The organism is Burkholderia sp. IMCC1007 (genome assembly GCF_027257875.1).
GTDB lineage: Bacteria > Pseudomonadota > Gammaproteobacteria > Burkholderiales > Burkholderiaceae > Burkholderia.
The window spans coordinates 1-22,020 of sequence record NZ_JAPVQY010000092.1; the positions used below are offsets into that span (position 1 = coordinate 1).

A 22,020-nucleotide genomic window follows, 5' to 3' on the forward strand; every position below is an offset into this window, starting at 1 on the left:
GCGGCGCACGCCCGCGCGCACCGCTGCCCCGTTCAGCGCCGCAACGCCCGGCGCCATAGCCGGCGGGCCGCCGCGCGCGGCGCCCGCGTCGTGCCGCGCACCTTCCGGCCAGCCCAAAAACCCGATGCTGCGCTGCGCCACTCCTGTACAATTCGGCCTGTTTCAACCGTTCCCAGCCAGAGCCGCCGCCATGTCCGAGCCCCTCGACCTCTCGCAGATCGCCCCCACGCTGAAAGCAGGAATCCTCGCCGAAGCGCTGCCGTACATCCGCCGTTATCACGGCAAGACCGTGGTGATCAAATACGGCGGCAACGCGATGACGGAAGAACGGCTCAAGCAGGGCTTCGCGCGCGACGTGATCCTGCTGAAACTGGTCGGCATCAACCCGGTGATCGTCCACGGCGGCGGTCCGCAGATCGATCATGCGCTGAAGAAGATCGGCAAGGCCGGCACCTTCATCCAGGGCATGCGCGTGACCGACGAAGAGACGATGGAAGTCGTCGAATGGGTGCTGGGCGGCGAGGTGCAGCAGGACATCGTGATGCTGATCAACCACTTCGGCGGCCATGCGGTGGGCCTGACCGGCAAGGACGGCGGGCTGATCCACGCACGCAAGCTGTTGATGCCGGATCGCGACAATCCGGGCCAGTACATCGACATCGGCCAGGTCGGCGAAGTCGAGGCGATCAACCCGGCGGTCGTGAAGGCGCTGCAGGACGACGCGTTCATCCCGGTGATCTCGCCGATCGGCTTCGGCGAAGACGGCCTGTCGTACAACATCAACGCGGACCTCGTCGCCGGCAAGCTCGCCACCGTGCTGAACGCCGAGAAGCTGCTGATGATGACCAACATCCCCGGCGTGATGGACAAGGACGGCAACCTGCTGACCGACCTGTCCGCGCGCGAGATCGACGCGCTGTTCGAGGACGGCACGATCTCGGGCGGCATGCTGCCGAAGATCTCGTCGGCGCTCGACGCCGCGAAGAGCGGCGTGAAGTCGGTGCACATCGTCGACGGCCGGATCGAGCATTCGGTGCTGCTGGAAATCCTGACCGAGCAGCCGTTCGGCACGATGATCCGCTCGCATTGAGCACACGCCGCCCGCCCTCTGGCCGCGACCTGCCGGCGTCGCTGCGACGCCGGCGCATCTCCCGCAGCCGGCCGCGCGCCGGCGCGCCGGTCTGGCTGTTCGATCTCGACAACACGCTGCACCACGCATCGCACGCGATCTTTCCGGAGATCAACCGTGCGATGACGCAGTACATCATCGACGCGCTCCGCGTCGAGCGTGCCGAAGCCGACCGGCTGCGCACCGGCTACACGCAGCGCTACGGCGCGGCGCTCCTCGGCCTCACGCGCCATCATCCGATCGATCCGCACGATTTCCTGCGGGCCGTCCACACGTTTCCCGACTTGCCCGCGATGCTGCGCGCCGAGCGCGGCCTCGCCCGCATCGTTGCGTCGCTGCCCGGCCGCAAGTTCGTGCTGACCAACGCGCCCGAGAACTATGCGCGCGCGGTGCTGCGCGAGCTGCGCATCGAGCGGCTGTTCGAGCGCGTGATCGCGATCGAGCACATGCGCGACCGCCGCTCGTGGCGTGCGAAGCCCGACCACACGATGCTGCGCCGGACGCTGCGCGCCGCGCATGCCCGGCTCGCCGACGCGATCCTCGTCGAAGATACGCGCAGCCACCTGAAGCGCTACAAGCGCCTCGGCATCGGCACCGTCTGGATCACCGGCCACCTGCCCGGCCATCTGCCGCACGTCGGCCGACCGCATTATGTCGACCAACGCATTCGTTCGTTAAAATCGCTGCGACTGGGCACACGATCGGGGCGACAAAAATGCAGCCGACTTACCCGCAGGACCAAGCCGTAACGGAACACCAGGCCACGCCGTCCCGCCCGCGCCCGAAGCCGGGCGAGCGGCGCGTGATGATCCTGCAGACGCTCGCCGCGATGCTCGAGGCACCCAAGCCCGAGAAGATCACGACCGCCGCGCTCGCGGCCCGGCTCGACGTGTCGGAAGCCGCGCTGTACCGGCATTTCGCCAGCAAGGCGAAGATGTACGAAGGGCTGATCGAATTCATCGAGCAGGCGCTGTTCGGCCTCGTCAACCAGATCGTCGCGAAGGAGCCGAACGGCGTGCTGCAGGCGCGCACGATCGCGCTCACCATGCTCAATTTCGCCGCGAAGAACCCCGGCATGACGCGCGTGCTGACCGGCGAGGCGCTGGTCGGCGAGGACGAGCGGCTCGCCGAACGCGTGAACCAGCTGCTCGACCGGATCGAGGCGACCGTCAAGCAGTGCCTGCGCGTTGCGCGTACCGAAGCGAATGCCCCGCAGGACGGCGCCGCGCCGTTCGTGCTGCCCGCCGACTACGATCCCGGCGCGCGGGCCAGCCTGCTCGTCAGTTACGTGATCGGCAGGTGGCATCGGTTCGCGAAGGGGGGGTTCCAGAAGCCGCCGGGCGAGCTGGCCGATGCGCACCTGCGGCTGATCCTGCAGTAGCAGGGCCGTCCCGCCCGCGAAATCCGCGCCCCATGGAATTCCGCTATACTTTGCCGACTGTCGCCGCCCTGGCGGCAGGTCGGAAGCGCGCCGATTTGCTGACTCGATTGCGGGCGCGCGAACCGGCCGGAACCCGGATTCGTCCTGGTCCCGGCGGTTCACTATAAATGCGGCTAAAGAGGTCGTCAGCCGCGCACCTTCGCCTCCGCGCATCGCCGACACCATTTAGCCGCCCAGTCATAAGGCGGAACGAATGGAATCGATCGGCATCGTCGCTCCACAGACCATGCACTTCGCCGAACCGCTGCGCTTGCAAAGCGGCAGCGTGCTCGGCAACTATCAGCTCGTCGTCGAGACGTACGGCGAGCTCAACGCCGCGCGCTCGAACGCGGTGCTCGTGTGCCACGCGCTCAACGCGTCGCACCACGTCGCCGGCGTCTACGCGGACGATCCGCGCAGCACCGGCTGGTGGGACAACATGGTCGGCCCCGGCAAGCCCCTCGACACCAACCGCTTCTTCGTGATCGGCGTGAACAACCTCGGCTCGTGCTTCGGCTCGACCGGCCCGATGAGCATCGATCCGTCGACCGGCAAGCCGTACGGCGCAAAGTTCCCGGTGGTGACCGTCGAGGACTGGGTGCATGCGCAGGCGCGCGTCGCCGACGCGTTCGGCATCGACCGCTTCGCCGCGGTGATGGGCGGCAGCCTCGGCGGCATGCAGGCGCTCGCGTGGAGCCTGATGTATCCGGAACGCGTCGCGCACTGCATCGACATCGCGTCGACGCCGAAGCTGTCCGCGCAGAACATCGCGTTCAACGAAGTCGCACGCTCGGCGATCCTGTCCGATCCCGATTTTCACGGCGGCGACTACTACGCGCACGGCGTGAAGCCGAAGCGCGGCCTGCGCGTCGCGCGGATGATCGGCCACATCACGTACCTGTCCGACGACGACATGGCCGAGAAATTCGGCCGGGCGCTGCGCCGCGCGGATGGCGCGCTCGATGCGTACAACTTCAGCTTCGACGTCGAGTTCGAGGTCGAGTCGTACCTGCGCTACCAGGGCGACAAGTTCGCGGACTACTTCGACGCGAACACGTACCTGCTGATCACGCGCGCGCTCGACTACTTCGATCCGGCGAAGGCGTTCGACGGCAACCTGACGGCCGCGCTCGCCCATACGCAAGCGAAGTACCTGATCGCGAGCTTCTCGACCGACTGGCGCTTCGCGCCGGCGCGTTCGCGCGAGATCGTGAAGGCGCTGCTCGACAACAAGCGCACGGTCACCTACGCGGAAATCGATGCGCCGCACGGTCACGATGCATTCCTGCTCGACGACGCGCGCTATCACAACCTGCTCCGCGCGTATTACGAACGAATCGCCAACGAGGTGGGCGCATGAACCAGCAAGCGTTGAATTCCCTGTCCGCGCGCGCGGACTTCCGCACGATCGCGCGCTGGGTCGAGCCGCGCTCGACCGTGCTCGACCTCGGCTGCGGCGACGGCTCGCTGCTCGCGCTGCTGATGGAAGAGCTCGATGTGACCGGCTACGGGATCGAACTGAACGACGCGGGCGTGCTCGCGAGCGCGAAGAACGGCATCAACGTGATCCAGCAGAACCTCGAGGACGGCCTGCGCCTGTTCGAGGACCACAGCTTCGACATCGCGATCCTGTCGCAAACGCTGCAAACGATCCACCAGACGGCCGCGATCCTGCGTGAAACGGCGCGCGTCGGCCGCGAGTGCATCGTGTCGTTCCCGAACTTCGGCTACTGGTCGCACCGGCTGTCGGTGCTGCACGGCCGGATGCCGGTATCGAAATCGCTGCCTTACCAGTGGCACAACACGCCGAACGTGCGGGTGCTGACGATCAAGGATTTCGAGGCACTGGCGCCCGAAGTGGGCGTCACGATCCTCGACCGCGTCGTGCTGCACGAAGGCCAGCCGATTAGATGGGGAGCGAACTGGCGTGGTAGTCTTGCTGTCTACCGCGTCAAGCGCAGCTGAACCGGGGCCGTTGACGGAAGATCCGGCCCTCTCGCGCGAGCGGCCGCCCCTCCTGCGCCGCTCGCGCCGCCTGCGCTGCCGCCGCCATCAGTCAACGCTACCCAGTTCCAGTCCATGTCGAAAACGCCACACGAGGCGCCCGCACTCACCGCTCACGAGGATCACCCCGGCTGGCGCGCCTATCTGAACACGCACATGCTGATCTGCGTGTTCCTCGGCTTCACGTCGGGGCTGCCGCTCTTCACGCTCGTCTACCTCGTGCAGGCCTGGCTGCGCTCCGAGGGCGTGAACCTGAAGGAGATCGGCCTGTTCGCGCTGATCCAGCTGCCGTATACGTGGAAGTTCCTGTGGGCGCCGCTGATGGACCGCTTCATCCCGCGCCTGCCCGGCTGGCGGCCGGGCCGCCGGCGCGGCTGGATGCTGCTCACGCAGGTGCTGGTGGCCGTGGCGATCGCCACGCTCGGCCTCGTGTCGCCGCGCGACTCGATCAAGACGGTCGCCGCGCTCACGACGCTCGTCGCATTCTTCGGCGCGAGCTCGGACATCGTGATCGACGCCTATCGCCGCGAACTGCTGCGCGACACCGAGCAGGGCCTCGGCAACGCGGTACACGTGAACGCGTACAAGCTCGCCGCGCTGATCCCGGGCTCGCTCGCGCTGATCCTGTCCGACCACCTGCCGTGGGACGTCGTGTTCGCGCTCACCGGCGCGTTCATGCTGCCGGGCATCCTGATCACGCTGCTGGTGCGCGAGCCCGAGGTGGCCGGCGCGCCGCCGCGCAACCTGAGCGACGCGATCGTGCTGCCGTTTCGCGAATTCATCCTGCGCGACGGCTGGGCCGGCGCGCTGCTCGTGATCGCGTTCATCTTCCTGTTCAAGATCGGCGACACGATGGCCACCACGCTGTCGACGTCGTTCTTCCTCGACATCGGCTTCACGCGCACCGAGATCGGCATCGTCGCGAAAACCACCGCGCTCGTCGCGAGTGTCGCCGGCGGCATCATCGGCGGCGTGTGGCTCGTGAAGATCGGCATTGGTCGCGGGCTGTGGATCTTCGGCGCGCTGCAGATGGTATCGACGCTCGGCTTCGCGTGGCTCGCGCAGCTCGGCCCCGGCTCGCCGGTGCTCGCGGTGCTGTACGACTTCACCGTATCGACGAGCCACGCGATCGCGTCCGCGCTGTCGGTGTTCGGCATCGCCGTCACGCCGCAGCTCAGCCCGATGACGGTCGCGCTCGCGCTCGTCTACGGCTTCGAAACCTTCACGACCGGCCTGACGATGGCCGCGTTCGTCGCGTATATCGCGAGCACGACCGACCCGCGCTACACGGCCACGCAGTTCGCGCTGTTTACGAGCCTCGCATCGGTGCCGCGCACGCTCGCATCGGCCGCGAGCGGCTTCGTCGTCGCGAAGATCGGCTGGTTCGACTACTTCATCGTGTGCACCGCGCTCGCGATCCCCGGCATGCTGCTGCTGTTCAAGATCGCGCCGTGGAACGGCGTGGCACGCAACGGCGAGGCCAGCCGTGCGCAGTGATCGACTGCATGGCCTGGCACGCGTCGCCGCGTCGCTGAGCGTCGGCATCGCGGCACTCGCGACGGGGAGCGCGCATGCGTCCGACGCAAGCGCGACCGCGGCAGGCTCCGCACCGGCCACCGCGCCGGCGCCGCCCGTTACGCCGTCCGGCGCCGATGCCGCGCAACCGACCGGTGCGGCCGCATCCACGAAAGCCTATACGCCGACATCGCAGCAAGTCCGCTACGGCAACCCGATCGCGTTCCGCACGCTGATCCCGTCAGCGCTGCTCGAACAGCTCACCGCGAGCGAATACGCGCAAATCATGCTGGCGGCCGGCGACAGCGGTCGCCTGCTGCCCGCGAACCAGCCGCGCGTGAAGCGCCTGCGCGCGATCGTCGCGAAGCTCGCGCCGTATTCGGTGAAGTGGAACGATCGCGTGAAGAGCTGGGCGTGGGAACTCAACGCGATCCGCTCGCGCGACATCCGCATCACCTGCCTGCCGGGCGGCAAGATCCTCGTGTACGGCGGGATGCTCGATCGCGTGCGCCTGAACGACGACGAATTCGGCGTGCTGCTCGCGCATGGCATCGCGCATGCGCTGCGCGAACACGCTCGCAACAATTTCAGCGCGACGTCGCAGACCTCGCTGCGCGCGGCCACGCTGCCACCGCTGTTCGGCGTCGGCGACCCGCTGGCGCAGGCGCCGGACCTCGGCGCGCGTCTGCAGACGCTGCGCTACGACCCGACCGACGAAACCGAAGCCGACGTGATCGGCGGCGACATCGCCGCACGCGCGGGCTTCGATCCGCGCGCGGCGATTACGCTGTGGGACAAACTCGCGGCCGCGACGCGTGCGAACAAGGCGACGGGCTTCATCTACCTGCACCCGTACAGCGCCACGCGGCGGCAGGATCTGCTGAACCGCCTGCCCGACCTGATGCCGCTGTACGCGAAGGCGGTCGGCAAACCCGTCGACTCGCTGCCGGACTACGCGGGTATCAGCGCGCAGCGGCGCAAGATCGTGCGGCGCTGAGCGGCGCGGATCCAGTATTTGGCGTTTGGCGTTTGGCGTTTGGCGTTTGGCGTTTGGCGTTTGGCGTTTGGCGTTTGGCGTTTGGCGTTCGGCGTCTGGCGTCTGGCGTCTGGCGTCTGGCGTCTGGCGTCTGGCGTCTGGCGTTCGGCATCTAGCGTTCGACATCCAGCGGCGCCTGGCGCCCGGCACTACGCGCGCACGACCGCTTCGACCGGCCGGCTTCCCGCGCCGCTTTCGCGCATCGCGCGCACTTCGTCGCCCGGGCTGCGGCCGAACAGCCGCTTGAACTCGCGACTGAACTGCGACGCGCTCGCATAGCCGACCCGCGCGGCAGCAGCCCCCGCCCCGACGCCGTCCTGCACCATCATCAAGCGCGCCTGATGCAGGCGTGCCGCCTTCACATACTGCATCGGCGACGTCGCCGTCACGTGCTTGAACTGCGCGTGAAACACCGCGACGCTCATCCCGGCCTCGCGCGCGAGCGTCTCGACGTCGAGATCGGCCGTCAGGTCCGCGTGGATGCGCCGCAGCGCCTTCGCGACGCGGCCGAAATGATGCTGCTGCACGAGCGCCGCGCGAATCGCGTCGCCCTGCGCGCCGGTCAGCACGCGATACGCGATCTCACGCATGATCGCGGGGCCGAGCACGCGCGTGTCGTGCGGCGATGCGAGCGCTTCGAGCAATCGCACCACCGCGTCGGCGAGCGGCGCATCGAGCGGCGTCGAGTAGACGCCGTGCGGCTCGCTGACCGCGGCGCCGAGCGTCTCGTCGAGCAGGATCGCGAGCTCGGCGATCACCGCGAGATCGACGCGGATCGAGATCGCGAGAAACGGCTCGTCCATGCTCGCGAAGGTTTCGCATTCGAACGGCAACGGCACCGACAGCACCAGATACTGCTGCGCGTCGTAGACGAACGAGCGCTCGCCGAGATAGCCGAGCTTGCGGCCCTGGCACACGACGATGATGCTCGGCTCGTACAGCACCGGCATGCGCGGCGCCGGCCGGCTCACGCGGATGAAGCGCACGCCGTCGAGCGCCGCCAGCGTGTCGCCCTCGTTCGGCGCGAGGCGCGCATGCAGCTCGATCATGCGGCGCCGCACGCGGTCGCCCGAGTCGTCGAAAAGGGGCTGGAAGCTCATCGGCGTCGTCCTGTCCTGCAAGAGAATCTGGCTCGCAATGTAGCACCCGGAAAGCGTTTTGACGGCCGTTCGCGTGCAATTCGAGAGGAATAGGCAAATCTTCGAGACCTTCGTGTATTTCGCCCGGGGCGTGCGCTCCTTACGATGGGCACCTGTCTCGCCGCGCCGCCATAGGGTGCGGCGGCAGTCTGTTTCGCCGGATTTTTTCCCGGACAAGGAGCCCCCTGCATGAGCACAACTTACGCTTACGCGGCGACCGACGCGCAGTCGCCGCTCGCCCCGTTCGAATTCCAGCGCCGCGCGCTGCGCGACCTCGACGTCCAGATCGAGGTGCTGTATTGCGGCGTCTGCCACTCCGACCTGCACCAGGCCCGCAACGAATGGCGCAACACGATCTACCCGGTCGTGCCGGGCCATGAGATCGTCGGCCGCGTGACCGCGACCGGCCCGCAGGTCTCGCGCTTCAAGGTCGGCGAGCTGGTCGGCGTCGGCTGTCTCGTCGATTCGTGCCGTACCTGCGCGAGCTGCGAAGAAGGCCTCGAGCAGTATTGCGAGAACGGCTTCGTCGGCACCTACAACGGCCAGGATCGCGTCACCGGCGACGTCACGTATGGCGGCTACTCGACGCAGCTCGTCGTCGACGAAGCATTCGTGCTGCGCGTGCCCGACACGCTTGACCCGGCCGGCGCCGCGCCGCTCTTGTGCGCGGGGATCACGACCTATTCGCCGCTGCGGCAATGGAACGTCGGGCCCGGCAAGAAGGTCGGGATCGTCGGCCTCGGTGGCCTCGGCCACATGGGCGTGAAGCTCGCGCGCGCGATGGGCGCGCACGTCGTGCTGTTCACGACGTCGCCGTCGAAGATCGAGGACGGCAAGCGGCTCGGCGCGCATGAAGTGGTGATCTCGAAGGACGAAGCGCAGATGAACGCGCATCTGAACAGCTTCGACTTCATCCTGAACACGGTCGCCGCGCAGCACGACCTGAACCCGTTCCTGCACCTGCTGAAGCGCGACGGCACGATGACGCTTGTCGGCGCACCGGAGCACGATCATCCGTCGCCGCAGGTGTTCAACCTGATCTTCAAGCGACGCCGCCTCGCCGGCTCGCTGATCGGCGGGATCGCGGAGACGCAGGAAATGCTCGATTTCTGTGCGGAGCACGGAATCACGTCGGACATCGAAACGATTCCGATGCAGCAGATCAATACCGCTTACGAACGGATGCTGAAGAGCGACGTGAAGTACCGGTTCGTGATCGACATGGCGTCGATCAAGCAGTAAGCCTGAAGGCGTGCTTGCGTGGCCTTGATTAGCCTGCAAGCACGCCGAGCCGACATCGCGATACGGCACCGCGATAGTGCCAATGACCGAATGGGTCCGTCATTCACGCTTCTGAAGCGAGAACTGAAACGGATTCTCAGGGGTGGTGAAGCTGAGCCGAAGCAAATTCCCCGTTCGAGCAAATCGGCGTCCGTCGAACGTGTAGTACTCGAGCAGCAAGCCGGTCCGCACCGTGTTCGCATCGTCGAACAGATAGCTGTTCTTCGGAAACGCCAGTTTCCCGTCATTCGTCACCGTAACGGCGCGACAGGACGACAGCAGTCCAGGCAATTGCAGAAACGCAGGCTTGCGCGACAAGGGATTCACCACCAGGAATACTTGCCTGTATCGGCTGGCCGCCTCGCCCGACGCACTGCCGGCACCTTCCACGCAGATCAGCGGCGGGTGAATATTGGTTCGCTCGGTGGTGTACACATCGGCCGAGTCCGGAAAAATGTCGGACGCGTGCTCGCCCGGAAATGCCCTCGCGCGCGCAAACCGATACGTTCGACCGTTCACCACGATGCGGTCCTGCCACAGTTCAAACGCGAGTGCCTTTCGCCCCAACTCGACATGCAGTGCAGCAAACTCGCCCGGCTTTCCCGGGTACGCATAGAGCACGCGAGCACCAGACGTGTGCGGGTCAACTTCCCGCTCGGTCGGCGTGCGAAATACCGAACCGGGCCGTGCTGCATAGAACGCATCGTAGTCGTCATACGACGCGGCCGTGGCGTCGCGCGCCAAGAGGGCCAAGGCTACCGCCAATGTCGTTACGATTTTCATCGATGCGCCTTGGCTGTCGCCGGAAGATAGTCGGGATTGTATTTCCAAAAAATCGTACTTCCATGCGCTGCGGTCGATATCCACACCGAGTCATAGCGGCCTCGTTCGGCGCCGTCGACCGTCTTTCCAGTCTTCTTGTTCACCACCCTCCATCGTTTGACGAACAACCTGAACTGATGTCGCGGCTACATCCCCCGTGACCGCATTTCCGACAGGCGATTCCTCGCTGCTCGTCAGAAAGATTCCCGGACCGGGGCCGACGAGAACCCGATTCGTTTTGCATGGACAGAGCACCAGATCGCCTTCAACGACAACATTCCGCCCTTTTTCCGACATCCCTTTGCCGGTTCCCAATATTTTGAATGTCCCGTCGCAGTTGCCGCACGTCGCTTCGTCGCCACTCAGCGCCACATGCTTTCCATCGTCGTAAATCGTCGACAAATATGCGAAAACGACTCCGCCCGTCGTCGTGGGGTCACCGTGCCGAATCGCCGCCTTACGCACCGTGCCCTCCCGTGTGAGCCGCATCGGCCGAAATCGGCGAATACGTCGAATCGAACAGTCCAGGAATGTCCTGACCATCGCGAACGGTAATGCCGAACGCGTTCTGCGCGGCCGTCACGATACGATCCCCATTACTCAAATGCGACCCGACGAGTGCAATGGGTCTGCCCTCCCGCATGGCGGCATAACCGGCACCATCTATGATCGTGGCTTCTGTACCGTCCTCGTATGCAACGATATCGCCAACCACGGCAAGCCCCAGATCGGCGAACGTCGCATTGCTGGACACCCGTGCCACCGTACCTCCGCGCTCGGTCCGCGCGCCGATAGTAGCGAAAAGATGCATCGTTTCGTTGATTGCCTGTTCGACATGCCGAGTTCTCCTGTTTAAACGGATCATCACGGCCTGCGAATGGCCGCGACGAATGCATCGCGCGCTCGAAAAGCACGCGAATGTGTGTCAAACAGTCTCCGCAAATTGAGCGGGCGCGAATATAGGATGAGTTCGAAAATGAGTCGCGCAGGCGCGCAAGTGCGTCTGCCAAATGCAGGAGGTGAATGGCGTCCGGAAGCACGCAATGATCGCCGCCCAAGCAAAACGGGCCGCATGTTCGACATGCGGCCCGTTTTGCATCCGGCGACCGGAGTATCCGACAGCGACGATTACTTCTTGTAGTCGTAATCGACCGTCAGCGGCGCGTGATCGCTGAACTTGATGTCCTTGAAGATCGACGTGCTCTTCGCGGTGCCGGCCACGCCCGGCGTCGCGATCTGGTAATCGATCCGCCACCCGACGTTCTTCGCGTACGCCTGGCCGCGGTTACTCCACCACGTGTACTGTTCGGGGCGCGGGTCGAGCGTGCGGAACACGTCGACGTAGCCCACGTCGTCGAACAGCTGCGTGAGCCACGCGCGCTCTTCCGGCAGGCAGCCCGAGTTCTTCTGGTTGCTCTTCCAGTTCTTGATGTCGATTTCCTTGTGGACGATGTTCACGTCGCCGCACAGGATCACCTCGCGCTTTTTCTTCAGCTCGGCCAGATGCGGCATGAACTCGTCCATGAACCGGTACTTCGCCTGCTGTCGCTCTTCGCCGCTCGAGCCGGACGGCACGTACACCGACACGACCGACAGCTTGCCGTAGCGCGCCTCGACGTAACGCCCCTCGGCATCGAATTCGCTGCTGCCGAAGCCGATGATCACGTCGTCGGGCTCGTGGCGGCTGTACACGCCCGCACCGCTGTAGCCCTTCTTCTCGGCGTGGTGGAAATAGCTCCTGTAGCCGTGCGGCTCGACGAATTCGGCCGGCAGGTCGTCGGCCGACACCTTGATTTCCTGCACGCACACGCAATCGGCGTTCTGTTCGCCGAGCCATTCGAAGAAGCCCTTCTTCGCGGCGGAGCGGATGCCGTTCAGGTTGGCGGTAATCACTCGCATCATGTCGGGTTCCGTTGTTCAGTTCTAGTCAGTTCGATGTGTTTGGCAGGATCGCAGCCTAGCGGATCTTCACGCCGTCGAGCTCCGGCTTCGGCGGCGGGTATGCCAGCTTCATGTCGGTCATCGTGCGCAGCAGCAGCTCGGCGATCATCACGTTGCGGTGCGTCTTCGAGTTCGCCGGAATCACGTACCACGGCGCATGCTCGGCCGACGTCGCGGCGAGCGCGTCGCGGTATGCCGACTGGTACGCGTCCCAGTGCTTGCGCGCGTCGAGATCGGCGATGTCGAATTTCCAGTGCTTGGTCGGATCGTCGATGCGCGCCTGCAGCCGCTCGCGCTGCTCGTCCTTCGAGATGTGCAGGAAGCACTTGACGATCGTCGTGCCGTTCTCGGCCAGCATCGTCTCGAAATCGCGGATCTGCCGATAGCGGCGCTCGCATTCCTTGTCGTCGATGAGATCGAGCACGCGCGGCACGAGCACGTCTTCGTAGTGGCTGCGATTGAAGATCGTGAGCTCGCCCGCTGCCGGCGCCTGTGCGTGCACGCGCCACAGGAAGTCGTGCGCGGCCTCGACCGGCGTCGGCGCCTTGAACGACACGACGCGCAGGCCGAGCGGATCGACGTCGCGGAACACCGCGCGCACGGTGCCGTCCTTGCCGCTGGTGTCCATCCCCTGCAGCACGAGCAGCACGCGCTTCTTCTGCTGCGTGTGCAGGCGCTCCTGCTGCGCGTCGAGCGCCGTCGACACCGCGGTGAGCCGCTCGCGGTCGGCGTCCTTCGAACCCGACGAGAACGGCTTCGCGCCCGGGTCGAACGCATCGAGCTTGAATGCGGCGGCTTCCTTCTCGCGCGTGCTGTACGGCACGCGGAAATCGTCGAGCGACGGTTGTTTGGCCATTCGTTCCTCCGTTGGACGGGGTATGGTGCACACGTGCACACGATAACGCATGCACCAAAGCGACGGGCCGCCCCGAACAGGTTCGGCGGCGGCCCGTCGTCAAGCGCGGTTCAGACGCGCGCGCATGCTCAGCCGAGCTTCTTCTTCAGCAGTTCGTTGACCTGCTGCGGATTGGCCTTGCCCTTGGTCGCCTTCATCGCCTGGCCGATCAGCGCGTTGAACGCCTTTTCCTTGCCCGCGCGGAATTCCTCGACCGACTTCGCGTTCGCCGCGAGCACTTCGTCGATGATCGCTTCCAGCGCGCCGGTATCGGAGATCTGCTTCAGGCCCTTCGCGTCGATGATGCGGTCGGCCGCGCCTTCGTCGGTCGCCTTCTCGTCCCAGATCGTCGCGAAGATTTCCTTCGCGATCTTGTTCGAGATCGTGCCGTCGGCGATGCGCTGCAGCACCAGCGCGAGCTGCGCGGCCGACACCGGAATCGCGTCGATCTCGATGCCGTCGCGGTTCAGCTGCGACGACACGTCGCCCATCAGCCAGTTCGCGGCGATCTTCGCATTCGCCGCGCCGGCCTTCGCGACCACCGCCTCGAAGTACGCGGCCATCGCCTTGCTCGACGTCAGCACGCCCGCGTCGTACGCGGACACGCCGTATTGCTCGACGAAGCGCTGCTGCATCGCGGCCGGCAGCTCGGGCATGCCGGACTGCACGCGCTCGACCCAGTCCCGGCCGATCACGAGCGGCATCAGGTCGGGGTCGGGGAAGTAGCGGTAATCGTGCGCGTCTTCCTTGCTGCGCATCGAGCGCGTCTCGCGCTTGTCCGGATCGTACAGGCGCGTTTCCTGCACGACTTCGCCGCCGTCCTCGATCAGCTCGATCTGACGACGCACTTCGTAGTTGATCGCTTCCTCGAGGAACCGGAACGAGTTCAGGTTCTTGATCTCGGCGCGCGTGCCGAACTTTTCCTGGCCGACCGGCCGCACCGACACGTTCGCGTCGCAGCGGAACGAGCCTTCCTGCATGTTGCCGTCGCAGATGCCGAGCCACACGACGAGCGCGTGCAGCGCCTTCGCATACGCGACGGCCTCGGCCGCGCTGCGCATTTCCGGCTCGGTGACGATCTCGAGCAGCGGCGTGCCCGCGCGGTTCAGGTCGATCCCGGTCATCCCGGCGAAGTCTTCATGCAGCGACTTGCCCGCGTCTTCCTCGAGGTGCGCGCGGGTCAGGTTGACCGTCTTCGCGTACGCAGCCTTGCCGGCCTTTTCGTTGGCCGGCACCTGGATCGTGATCTGGCCGCCCTGCACGACCGGAATCTCGTACTGGCTGATCTGATAGCCCTTCGGCAGATCGGGGTAGAAATAATTCTTGCGCGCGAAGATGCTGCGCGGCGCGATGGTCGAGCCGATCGCGAGGCCGAAGCGGATCGCCCGCTCGACCGCGCCGCGGTTCAGCACCGGCAGCACGCCCGGCAGCGCCAGGTCGACCGGGCACGCCTGCGTGTTCGGCTCCGCGCCGAACTGCGTCGATGCGCCCGAGAAAATCTTCGAGACGGTCGACAGTTGCGCGTGCGTCTCGAGACCGATAACGACTTCCCATTGAGTTGCCATGTTCATGCCTCCCGCCGAGCCGCCTCAAGGGAGGCATGCGCCCCCTCGGGGGGCAGCGAACGAAGTGAGCGTGGGGGCTCATTCCCCACCCCCGCCGGAACTTGCTTGTGCCAGTCGGTCGCGCGCTGGAACGCGTCGGCGACCTGCAGCATCCGGGCTTCGTTGAAATAGTTGCCGATGATCTGCAGGCCGACCGGGCGCTTCGCGTTCGCGCCCGCGCCGAAGCCGCACGGCACGCTCATGCCGGGCAGGCCCGCGAGGCTCACCGACAGCGTGTAGATATCCGCGAGATACATCTGCACCGGATCGTCGCCCTTCGCGCCGAGATCCCATGCGACCGTCGGCGACGCCGGGCCCATGATCACGTCGCAGGACTTGAACGCTTCCTGGAAATCGTTCGCGATGATGCGGCGGATCTTCTGCGCCTGCAGGTAGTACGCGTCGTAGTAGCCATGCGACAGCACGTACGTGCCGACCAGGATCCGGCGCTTCACTTCAGGCCCGAAGCCTTCGGCGCGCGACTTCTTGTACATGTCGAGCAGGTCGCCGTACTGCGCGGCGCGGTGGCCGAAGCGCACGCCGTCGAAACGCGACAGGTTCGACGACGCTTCCGCCGGCGCAATCACGTAGTACACGGGAATCGACAGTTCCGTCTTCGGCAGCGACACCGGCACGAGCGTCGCGCCGAGCGCTTCGTATTGCTTGAGCGCCGCGTCGATCGTCGCGCGCACGTCGTCGGCGAGGCCTTCGCCGAAATACTCGTTCGGCAAACCGATGCGCAGGCCCGCGAGCGGCTTGCCGGCATCGTTGCCGGGCGCCCACGGCTGGCCGAGGTGGCGCGTGAAGTCTTCATCGTCGCGCTCGAGGCTCGTCGAGTCGCGCTCGTCGAAGCCTGCCATCGCGTTGAGCAGCAGCGCGCAGTCGGACGCGCTCTGCGCCATCGGGCCGCCCTGGTCGAGCGACGACGCGAACGCGATCATCCCGTAGCGCGACACGCGGCCGTACGTCGGCTTGATGCCCGTCACGCCCGCGAACGACGCGGGCTGGCGGATCGAGCCGCCGGTGTCGGTGCCGGTCGCGGCGGGCGCGAGGCGCGCGGCGACGGCGGCCGAGCTGCCGCCCGAGCTGCCGCCCGGCACGGCGTTCGAGTCCCACGGGTTCTTCACCGCGCCGAACGCCGAGTTTTCGTTGGACGAGCCCATCGCGAACTCGTCCATGTTGGTCTTGCCGAGCGTGACCATGCCGGCCGCCTGCAGGCGGGCGACGACGGTCGCGTCGAACGGGCTCTCGTAATTGGCGAGCATCTTCGAGCCGGCGGTCGAGCGCCAGCCGCGCGTGACGAACACGTCCTTGTGCGCGATCGGCAGGCCGGTCAACGCGCCGCCCGCGCCGCGCGCGAGTTCGGCGTCGGCGGCTTTCGCCTGCGCGAGGGTGAGGTCGGCGTCGACGTGGACGAACGCGTTCAGGTCGCGCGCGGCGTCGATCCGTTTCAGGTAGAGCTGCGCGAGCTCGACGGCCGAGCATTCCTTGGCGGCGAGCGCGGCGCGCAGTTCGGTCAGGCTTTTTGCGTGCATTGAGTGGTTTTCCTGGGAATTCTGGGTCGCGCGCGGCGCACGGCCGGCGCGCTTGTCAGCGAATGCTTACTCGATCACCTTCGGCACGAGATAGAGGCCGTCCTGGACGGCCGGCGCCGGACGCTGGTTGTCGTTGCGATCGACGACTTCCGTCACGGCGTCGTCGCGCAGGCGCTGCGCGACTTCCTGGATCTGTTCGATCGGGTGGGCGAGCGGCGCGATGCCGGCGGTGTCGACCGCCTGCATCCGCTCGACGAGGCCGAAGAATTCGTTGAGCTGGCCGAGCGTATGCTCGGCCTCTGCGTCGGCCATTTCGAGTCGCGCCAGGTGCGCGATGCGTTTCACATCGGTCAGGGTCAGGGCCATGCGATCACCGGAAAAACAAGGCTGCGCAGCGCATCAAAACAGCGCTGCGGCGGGGGGTTGGAGAGGGGGCGCCCACTCTCAAAAATCGGGGCCGAAGCGGCAAAAATACCGCCCGTTTCGATTCAAATACCGAGAAATTATAAGGTATCATTACGCGTTCGACCCAAACCCGGCAGCCTTTTCCCGCACCGTTTCGCCCCGCTTCGGCAAGCCGTGCGTGCTTCGTGCGCCCCCGGTAGACATCACTCGCAGCTTCGTGCGCCGCGGCGGCCGCTTCCGCCACGCTCCCCGAGGCTGTTATTTTTTCCGCTGCCGCCCTCAGCGCTCGCTATGCAGGGCCGGCCCAGAGCGAAACAGGATTCTGAATGTTCGGTTTTTTGCGCAGCTATTTCTCCAACGATCTCGCGATCGACCTCGGCACCGCAAACACCCTGATCTACATGCGCGGCAAGGGCATCGTCCTCGATGAGCCGTCCGTCGTGTCGATTCGCCAGGAAGGCGGCCCCAACGGCAAGAAAACGATCCAGGCGGTCGGCAAGGAAGCCAAGCAGATGCTCGGCAAGGTACCGGGCAACATCGAGGCGATCCGCCCGATGAAAGACGGCGTGATCGCCGACTTCACCGTCACCGAGCAGATGATCAAGCAGTTCATCAAGACGGCGCACGAGTCGCGCATGTTCTCCCCGTCGCCGCGCATCATCATCTGCGTGCCGTGCGGCTCGACCCAGGTCGAGCGCCGCGCGATCAAGGAAGCGGCGCACGGCGCCGGCGCATCGCAGGTCTACCTGATCGAGGAGCCGATGGCGGCCGCGATCGGCGCGGGCCTGCCGGTGTCGGAAGCCACGGGCTCGATGGTCGTCGACATCGGCGGCGGCACGACCGAAGTCGGCGTGATCTCGCTCGGCGGCATCGTCTACAAAGGCTCGGTGCGCGTCGGCGGCGACAAGTTCGACGAAGCGATCGTCAACTACATCCGCCGCAACTACGGGATGCTGATCGGCGAACAAACCGCCGAAGCGATCAAGAAGGAAATCGGCTCCGCGTTCCCGGGCTCCGAAGTCAAGGAAATGGAAGTGAAGGGCCGTAACCTGTCGGAAGGCATTCCGCGCAGCTTCACGATCTCCAGCAACGAAATTCTCGAAGCGCTGACCGACCCGCTGAACCAGATCGTGTCGTCGGTGAAGATCGCGCTCGAGCAAACGCCGCCGGAACTCGGCGCCGACATCGCCGAGCGCGGGATGATGCTGACGGGCGGCGGCGCACTGCTGCGCGACCTCGATCGCCTGCTCGCGGAAGAAACCGGCCTGCCGGTGCTCGTCGCCGAAGACCCGCTCACCTGCGTCGTGCGCGGCTCGGGCATGGCGCTCGAGCGCATGGACAAGCTGGGCAGCATCTTCTCGTACGAGTGATCGCCTAAGCAGTCCCGTTTGATATGACGCACCCGCGGCGTGGCCGGATCGCTCGTTCAGAACGAACCGCCACGCCGTTCGCGCGTCTGAGCATTATTTAACCGATCGCCACGCGCCCGGCGCCGACCATGGAATACAGTCCGCCGCCCCTCTTCAAGCAAGGTCCGCCCGCGCTCGCGCGGCTCATCTTCTTCGTCGCCCTCGCCATCGCGCTCCTCGTGTCGGACGCGCGCTTCAGCACGCTCGAAATCCTCCGCGGCGTGCTGGGCACCGTGCTGTACCCGCTGCAACGCGCGGCGCTCGTGCCGCGCGACCTGTTCATGGGCGCGGCCGACATCGCCGTCACGGGCGCGTCGCTGCGCCACGAGAACGACGCGCTGCGCAAACGCAACCTGCAGCTGTCCACGCAGGCCAACCAGGCCGCCGTGCTCGCGCAGGAAAACGTGCATCTGCGCGCGGTGCTCGAGCTGCGCCAGCACATCGCGACGCAATCGACGCCGGTCGAGATCCAGTACGACACCAGCGACCCGTTCACGCAGAAGATCGTGATCGGTCAGGGTTCGCAGCAGGGCATCCAGGACGGCGCACCGGTCGTCAGCGAGGACGGCGTGATCGGCCAGGTCACGCGCGTATTCCCGCTGCAGGCCGAAGTCACGCTGATCACCGACCGCGACCTCGCGATTCCCGTGCAGGTGCTGCGCACCGGCCTGCGCAGCGTGATCTACGGCACGCCGAAGGGCGATTCGCTCGACCTGCGCTTCGTGCCGACCAGCTCCGACCTCCTCGTCGGCGACGAACTCGTCACGAGCGGCCTCGACGGCGTCTACCCGCCGGGCCTGCCCGTCGCGAAGGTCGTGCGCGTCGACAAGCTCGCCGACACCGCCTTCGCCCGCGTGACCTGCGCGCCCATCGCCGCCGTGCGCGGCGCGCGCCAGATGCTCGTGCTGCATTACCAGAACAATGTGCCGCCGCGCCCGGTCGATCCCGATCCGGCCGCCGACAAGAACGCGAAGGGCACGAAGAAGGGCGCGAAGGGCGCCGCGAAGAACGAGAAGGCCGAGAAGGCAGACAAGGCCGACGCAAACGCGAAGCCGGCCGTCGCGGCCGCGCCCGGCGCGACGCCCGCGCCGGCGAAGCCCGCCGCCGCACCCGCGAAGCCCGCGGCCGGGCAATCAGGAGCCCAGCGATGAATCGCCCGCAATACATCCTGCAGCCGGTCAATCCGTACTTCATCGTCTTCAGTCTCGCCGCCGCGTTCCTGCTGAACCTGATGCCGTGGGGCCGCCTGCCCGGCGTGCCCGACTTCGTCGCGCTCGTGCTGCTGTTCTGGAACATCCACCAGCCGCGCAAGGTCGGGATGGGCGTCGCGTTCGCGCTCGGCATCCTGATGGACGTGCATGACGCGGGGCTGCTCGGCGAGCATGCGCTCGCCTATACGCTGCTGTCGTACGGCGCGATCACGATCCACCGGCGCGTGCTGTGGATGCCGATCGGCGTGCAGGTGCTGTACGTGACGCCGCTGCTCGTCGCCGCGCAGCTCGTGCCGTTCGTGATCCGTCTCGTGATGGGCGCCGCGTTCCCCGGCTGGCGCTACCTGGTGGACGGCTTCGTCGAGGCCGCGCTGTGGCCGATCGCGAGCCATCTGCTGCTGATGCCGCAACGCCGCCCGGTCGATCCGGACGATACGCGCCCCATCTGAGCCGCGCCGCCGGGACCGACCTTGAATACCCGCCGCCCCCAAGCCCGCCGCGCGCCGCGCTCCGGGGCCGCCCGTCGCCCGTGCCCGCTCGCCGCGCACGGGCCAGATCCAACGTAACCGCATGACCGAATTCAACGACACCCAGCAACAGCTCTCGAGGTTCCGCCTGCGCGTCGCGGCGGCGGGCGTGTTCGTGTTCGTCTGCTTCGGGCTGCTCGCGAGCCGTTTCTTCTACCTGCAGCTGTTCCAGCACGGCAAATACGCGCTGCAGGCCGAGGAGAACCGCATCTCGGTCGCGCCGATCGTGCCGAACCGCGGGCTCATCACCGACCGCAACGGCGTCGTCCTCGCGAAGAACTATTCGGCGTATACGCTCGAAATCACGCCATCGAAGCTCGACGACACGCTCGACAACACGATCGACAAGCTGTCCGCGATCATCCCGATCGACGCGCGCGACCGCCGCCGCTTCAAGAAGCTGCAGGAAGACTCGAAGAACTTCGAGAGCCTGCCGATCCGCACGCGCCTGACCGATGCCGAAGTCGCGCGCTTCACCGCGCAGCGCTTCCGCTTCCCCGGCGTCGACGTGCGCGCGCGACTGTTCCGCCAGTACCCGCTCGGCATGACGGCCGCGCACGTGATCGGCTACATCGGCCGGATCTCGAAGCGCGACCAGGATCGCATCGACGCGATGAGCGACGACAACGACAGCGATCAGGAAAATTACGATCCGCGCCGCGACGCGAACAACTACAAGGGCACCGACTACATCGGCAAGATCGGCGTCGAGCAGAGCTACGAGACCGAGCTGCACGGCCTCACCGGCTTCGAGGAAGTCGAGGTGACGGCCGGCGGCCGGCCGGTGCGCACGCTGTCGCGCACGCAGGCGACGCCCGGCAACAACCTCGTGCTGTCGCTCGACATCGGGCTGCAGCAGGTCGCCGAGCAGGCGTTCGCCGGCAAGCGCGGCGCGCTCGTCGCGATCGAGCCGAAGACGGGCGACGTGCTCGCGTTCGTGTCGTCGCCGAGCTTCGATCCGAACTCGTTCGTCGACGGCATCGACCAGCAGACCTGGGACGAGCTGAACAACTCGCCCGACAAGCCGCTCCTGAACCGCCCGCTGCACGGCACCTACCCGCCCGGCTCGACCTACAAGCCGTTCATGGCACTGGCCGGCCTGACGCTCGGCAAGCGCACGCCGGGCTGGGGCTTCCAGGATCCCGGCTACTTCACGTTCGGCGGCCACACGTTCCGCAACGACGTGCGCTCGGGCCAGGGCTGGGTCGACATGAACAAGGCGATCATGGTGTCAAACGACACCTACTTCTACATGCTCGCGCGCGACCTCGGCGTGAATGCGATCGCGAACTTCATGAAGCCGTTCGGCTTCGGCCAGATCACCGGCATCGACATCCAGGGCGAAGCGCGCGGGATTCTGCCGTCGACCGACTGGAAGAAGAAGGCATTCAAGAAGGCCGCGCAGCAGAAGTGGTTCGACGGCGAGACGATCAGCCTCGGGATCGGCCAGGGCTACAACTCGTACACGATCCTGCAGCTTGCGCACGCGACCGCGACACTCGCGAACAACGGCGTCGTGATGAAGCCCCACCTCGTGAAGGAAGTCGAGGATCCGATCTCGCGCGCGCGCCATCTGACCGTGCCGAAGGAAAGCGAGGTGATTCCGCTCAAGCAGGCCGACATCGACGTCGTGAAGCGCGGGATGGAGAACGTGATCGAGAACCCGTCGGGCACCGCGTACAAGGTGTTCCGCGGCGCGCCGTACCTCGCGGCAGGCAAGACCGGTACCGCGCAGGTGTTCTCGCTGCAGGGCTCGAACTACAAGGGCCACCTGCTCGCCGAGCACCTGCGCGACCACGCGCTGTTCATCGCGTATGCGCCGGTCGACCACCCGCAGATCGCCGTCGCGCTGGTCGTCGAGAACGGCGGCTGGGGTGCGCAGGCCGCGGGCCCGATCGCACGCCGCGTGCTCGACTTCTACCTCGTCGACCGGCAGAACCCGCAGAACGAGTCGGCCGCCGTGGCCGCCGCCGCGTCGGCGACCGAGCCGGTGAACGCGCCGGTGATCGGCGACGCATCGAAGCCCGCCGTCGTCGCGGCCGGCTTCACCGCGCTGCCGCAGCCGGTGGCGCCGAGCACGGCCAGCGCGGCGAACGCCGCATCGGCGCCCGACGCGGCGAGCGCCGCGCAGCCGACCGAGGCCAGCG

At 66.4% G+C, this 22,020-nt stretch carries 21 protein-coding genes; 12 read left to right on the forward strand and 9 right to left on the reverse strand.

Annotated elements, in window-relative coordinates:
* Positions 1 to 190: 190 nt before the first annotated feature.
* From argB to O1Q03_RS38075, 7 genes are all read left to right on the forward strand, one after another.
* Positions 191 to 1,090 (forward strand): acetylglutamate kinase, encoded by a 900-nt coding sequence (gene argB / locus O1Q03_RS38045; protein WP_269510857.1) that lies wholly within the window; start codon positions 191 to 193, stop codon positions 1,088 to 1,090.
* Positions 1,087 to 1,878: a pyrimidine 5'-nucleotidase gene (locus tag O1Q03_RS38050; protein ID WP_269510858.1), complete on the forward strand. Its 792-nt coding sequence runs from the start codon at positions 1,087 to 1,089 to the stop codon at positions 1,876 to 1,878. The genes argB and O1Q03_RS38050 overlap by 4 nt, the downstream gene beginning before the upstream one ends.
* Positions 1,845 to 2,510 carry a nucleoid occlusion factor SlmA gene (gene slmA / locus O1Q03_RS38055; protein WP_269510859.1) on the forward strand — a complete coding sequence of 222 codons (666 nt, stop codon included), beginning with the start codon at positions 1,845 to 1,847 and terminating at the stop codon, positions 2,508 to 2,510. Before O1Q03_RS38050 ends, slmA begins: the two co-directional genes overlap by 34 nt.
* A 253-nt stretch (positions 2,511 to 2,763) precedes the next feature.
* Positions 2,764 to 3,909: a homoserine O-succinyltransferase MetX gene (gene metX / locus O1Q03_RS38060; protein WP_269510861.1), complete on the forward strand. Its 1,146-nt coding sequence runs from the start codon at positions 2,764 to 2,766 to the stop codon at positions 3,907 to 3,909.
* The gene (gene metW, locus O1Q03_RS38065) at positions 3,906 to 4,514 is read left to right on the forward strand and encodes a methionine biosynthesis protein MetW (RefSeq protein ID WP_021156285.1); all 609 of its coding nucleotides are present in this window, start codon (positions 3,906 to 3,908) and stop codon (positions 4,512 to 4,514) included. The genes metX and metW overlap by 4 nt, the downstream gene beginning before the upstream one ends.
* 114 nt (positions 4,515 to 4,628) lie before the next feature.
* Positions 4,629 to 6,050, forward strand: coding sequence for an AmpG family muropeptide MFS transporter (locus O1Q03_RS38070; RefSeq protein ID WP_269510862.1), 1,422 nt, complete (start codon positions 4,629 to 4,631; stop codon positions 6,048 to 6,050).
* Positions 6,040 to 7,065, forward strand: a complete 1,026-nt coding sequence (locus O1Q03_RS38075; protein WP_269510864.1) for a M48 family metallopeptidase — start codon at positions 6,040 to 6,042, stop codon at positions 7,063 to 7,065. The genes O1Q03_RS38070 and O1Q03_RS38075 overlap by 11 nt, the downstream gene beginning before the upstream one ends.
* Before the next feature lie 188 nt (positions 7,066 to 7,253).
* On the opposite strand, the gene O1Q03_RS38080 is transcribed toward O1Q03_RS38075, so the two are convergent.
* Positions 7,254 to 8,204 carry an AraC family transcriptional regulator gene (locus O1Q03_RS38080; protein ID WP_269510865.1) on the reverse strand — a complete coding sequence of 317 codons (951 nt, stop codon included), beginning with the start codon at positions 8,202 to 8,204 and terminating at the stop codon, positions 7,254 to 7,256.
* Positions 8,205 to 8,432: 228 nt separating this feature from the next.
* On the opposite strand from O1Q03_RS38080, the gene O1Q03_RS38085 reads away from it, so the two are divergent.
* The gene (locus tag O1Q03_RS38085; protein WP_269510867.1) at positions 8,433 to 9,485 is read left to right on the forward strand and encodes an NAD(P)-dependent alcohol dehydrogenase; all 1,053 of its coding nucleotides are present in this window, start codon (positions 8,433 to 8,435) and stop codon (positions 9,483 to 9,485) included.
* Positions 9,486 to 9,584: 99 nt separating this feature from the next.
* On the opposite strand, the gene O1Q03_RS38090 is transcribed toward O1Q03_RS38085, so the two are convergent.
* From O1Q03_RS38090 to gatC, 8 genes are all read right to left on the reverse strand, one after another.
* Positions 9,585 to 10,391 carry a hypothetical protein gene (locus O1Q03_RS38090; protein WP_269510868.1) on the reverse strand — a complete coding sequence of 269 codons (807 nt, stop codon included), beginning with the start codon at positions 10,389 to 10,391 and terminating at the stop codon, positions 9,585 to 9,587.
* A 6-nt stretch (positions 10,392 to 10,397) separates the two neighbouring features.
* Positions 10,398 to 10,889, reverse strand: coding sequence for a PAAR domain-containing protein (locus O1Q03_RS38095; protein WP_332112580.1), 492 nt, complete (start codon positions 10,887 to 10,889; stop codon positions 10,398 to 10,400).
* Positions 10,804 to 11,211, reverse strand: a complete 408-nt coding sequence (locus O1Q03_RS38100) for a PAAR domain-containing protein (RefSeq protein ID WP_269510872.1) — start codon at positions 11,209 to 11,211, stop codon at positions 10,804 to 10,806. Before O1Q03_RS38100 ends, O1Q03_RS38095 begins: the two co-directional genes overlap by 86 nt.
* Before the next feature lie 263 nt (positions 11,212 to 11,474).
* On the reverse strand, positions 11,475 to 12,248 hold the full coding sequence (locus O1Q03_RS38105; RefSeq protein WP_269510873.1) for an exodeoxyribonuclease III: 774 nt from the start codon (positions 12,246 to 12,248) through the stop codon (positions 11,475 to 11,477).
* A gap of 55 nt (positions 12,249 to 12,303) precedes the next feature.
* Positions 12,304 to 13,143, reverse strand: a complete 840-nt coding sequence (locus tag O1Q03_RS38110; RefSeq protein ID WP_269510875.1) for a polyphosphate kinase 2 family protein — start codon at positions 13,141 to 13,143, stop codon at positions 12,304 to 12,306.
* Positions 13,144 to 13,271: 128 nt separating this feature from the next.
* Complete coding sequence (gene gatB, locus O1Q03_RS38115; RefSeq protein WP_269510877.1) at positions 13,272 to 14,747, reverse strand: Asp-tRNA(Asn)/Glu-tRNA(Gln) amidotransferase subunit GatB; 1,476 nt, start codon at positions 14,745 to 14,747, stop codon at positions 13,272 to 13,274.
* Positions 14,748 to 14,749: 2 nt separating this feature from the next.
* Complete coding sequence (gene gatA / locus O1Q03_RS38120; protein WP_269510879.1) at positions 14,750 to 16,321, reverse strand: Asp-tRNA(Asn)/Glu-tRNA(Gln) amidotransferase subunit GatA; 1,572 nt, start codon at positions 16,319 to 16,321, stop codon at positions 14,750 to 14,752.
* Between the two features lie 66 nt (positions 16,322 to 16,387).
* Positions 16,388 to 16,687, reverse strand: a complete 300-nt coding sequence (gene gatC / locus O1Q03_RS38125; protein ID WP_269510881.1) for an Asp-tRNA(Asn)/Glu-tRNA(Gln) amidotransferase subunit GatC — start codon at positions 16,685 to 16,687, stop codon at positions 16,388 to 16,390.
* Positions 16,688 to 17,052: 365 nt separating this feature from the next.
* On the opposite strand from gatC, the gene O1Q03_RS38130 reads away from it, so the two are divergent.
* The 4 genes from O1Q03_RS38130 to mrdA form a co-directional block, all read left to right on the forward strand.
* Positions 17,053 to 18,096, forward strand: coding sequence for a rod shape-determining protein (locus O1Q03_RS38130; protein WP_004189550.1), 1,044 nt, complete (start codon positions 17,053 to 17,055; stop codon positions 18,094 to 18,096).
* Between the two features lie 128 nt (positions 18,097 to 18,224).
* Positions 18,225 to 19,286 carry a rod shape-determining protein MreC gene (gene mreC / locus O1Q03_RS38135; protein ID WP_269510883.1) on the forward strand — a complete coding sequence of 354 codons (1,062 nt, stop codon included), beginning with the start codon at positions 18,225 to 18,227 and terminating at the stop codon, positions 19,284 to 19,286.
* On the forward strand, positions 19,283 to 19,795 hold the full coding sequence (mreD, locus tag O1Q03_RS38140) for a rod shape-determining protein MreD (RefSeq protein ID WP_269510885.1): 513 nt from the start codon (positions 19,283 to 19,285) through the stop codon (positions 19,793 to 19,795). Before mreC ends, mreD begins: the two co-directional genes overlap by 4 nt.
* A gap of 121 nt (positions 19,796 to 19,916) precedes the next feature.
* Positions 19,917 to 22,020 (forward strand): penicillin-binding protein 2 (gene mrdA, locus O1Q03_RS38145; RefSeq protein ID WP_269510887.1); only part of this gene is annotated, 2,104 nt, incomplete at its 3' end.

Coding starts and splice junctions, on each gene's coding strand:
- argB (WP_269510857.1), top strand. CDS start 191: ATGTCCGAGCCCCTCGACCTCTCGCAGATCGCCCCCACGCTGAAAGCA.
- slmA (WP_269510859.1), top strand. CDS start 1,845: ATGCAGCCGACTTACCCGCAGGACCAAGCCGTAACGGAACACCAGGCC.
- metX (WP_269510861.1), top strand. CDS start 2,764: ATGGAATCGATCGGCATCGTCGCTCCACAGACCATGCACTTCGCCGAA.
- metW (WP_021156285.1), top strand. CDS start 3,906: ATGAACCAGCAAGCGTTGAATTCCCTGTCCGCGCGCGCGGACTTCCGC.
- O1Q03_RS38070 (WP_269510862.1), top strand. CDS start 4,629: ATGTCGAAAACGCCACACGAGGCGCCCGCACTCACCGCTCACGAGGAT.
- O1Q03_RS38080 (WP_269510865.1), bottom strand. CDS start 8,204: ATGAGCTTCCAGCCCCTTTTCGACGACTCGGGCGACCGCGTGCGGCGC.
- O1Q03_RS38085 (WP_269510867.1), top strand. CDS start 8,433: ATGAGCACAACTTACGCTTACGCGGCGACCGACGCGCAGTCGCCGCTC.
- O1Q03_RS38095 (WP_332112580.1), bottom strand. CDS start 10,889: ATGGTCAGGACATTCCTGGACTGTTCGATTCGACGTATTCGCCGATTT.
- O1Q03_RS38100 (WP_269510872.1), bottom strand. CDS start 11,211: ATGATCCGTTTAAACAGGAGAACTCGGCATGTCGAACAGGCAATCAAC.
- O1Q03_RS38105 (WP_269510873.1), bottom strand. CDS start 12,248: ATGATGCGAGTGATTACCGCCAACCTGAACGGCATCCGCTCCGCCGCG.
- O1Q03_RS38110 (WP_269510875.1), bottom strand. CDS start 13,143: ATGGCCAAACAACCGTCGCTCGACGATTTCCGCGTGCCGTACAGCACG.
- gatB (WP_269510877.1), bottom strand. CDS start 14,747: ATGGCAACTCAATGGGAAGTCGTTATCGGTCTCGAGACGCACGCGCAA.
- gatA (WP_269510879.1), bottom strand. CDS start 16,321: ATGCACGCAAAAAGCCTGACCGAACTGCGCGCCGCGCTCGCCGCCAAG.
- gatC (WP_269510881.1), bottom strand. CDS start 16,687: ATGGCCCTGACCCTGACCGATGTGAAACGCATCGCGCACCTGGCGCGA.
- O1Q03_RS38130 (WP_004189550.1), top strand. CDS start 17,053: ATGTTCGGTTTTTTGCGCAGCTATTTCTCCAACGATCTCGCGATCGAC.
- mreC (WP_269510883.1), top strand. CDS start 18,225: ATGGAATACAGTCCGCCGCCCCTCTTCAAGCAAGGTCCGCCCGCGCTC.
- mreD (WP_269510885.1), top strand. CDS start 19,283: ATGAATCGCCCGCAATACATCCTGCAGCCGGTCAATCCGTACTTCATC.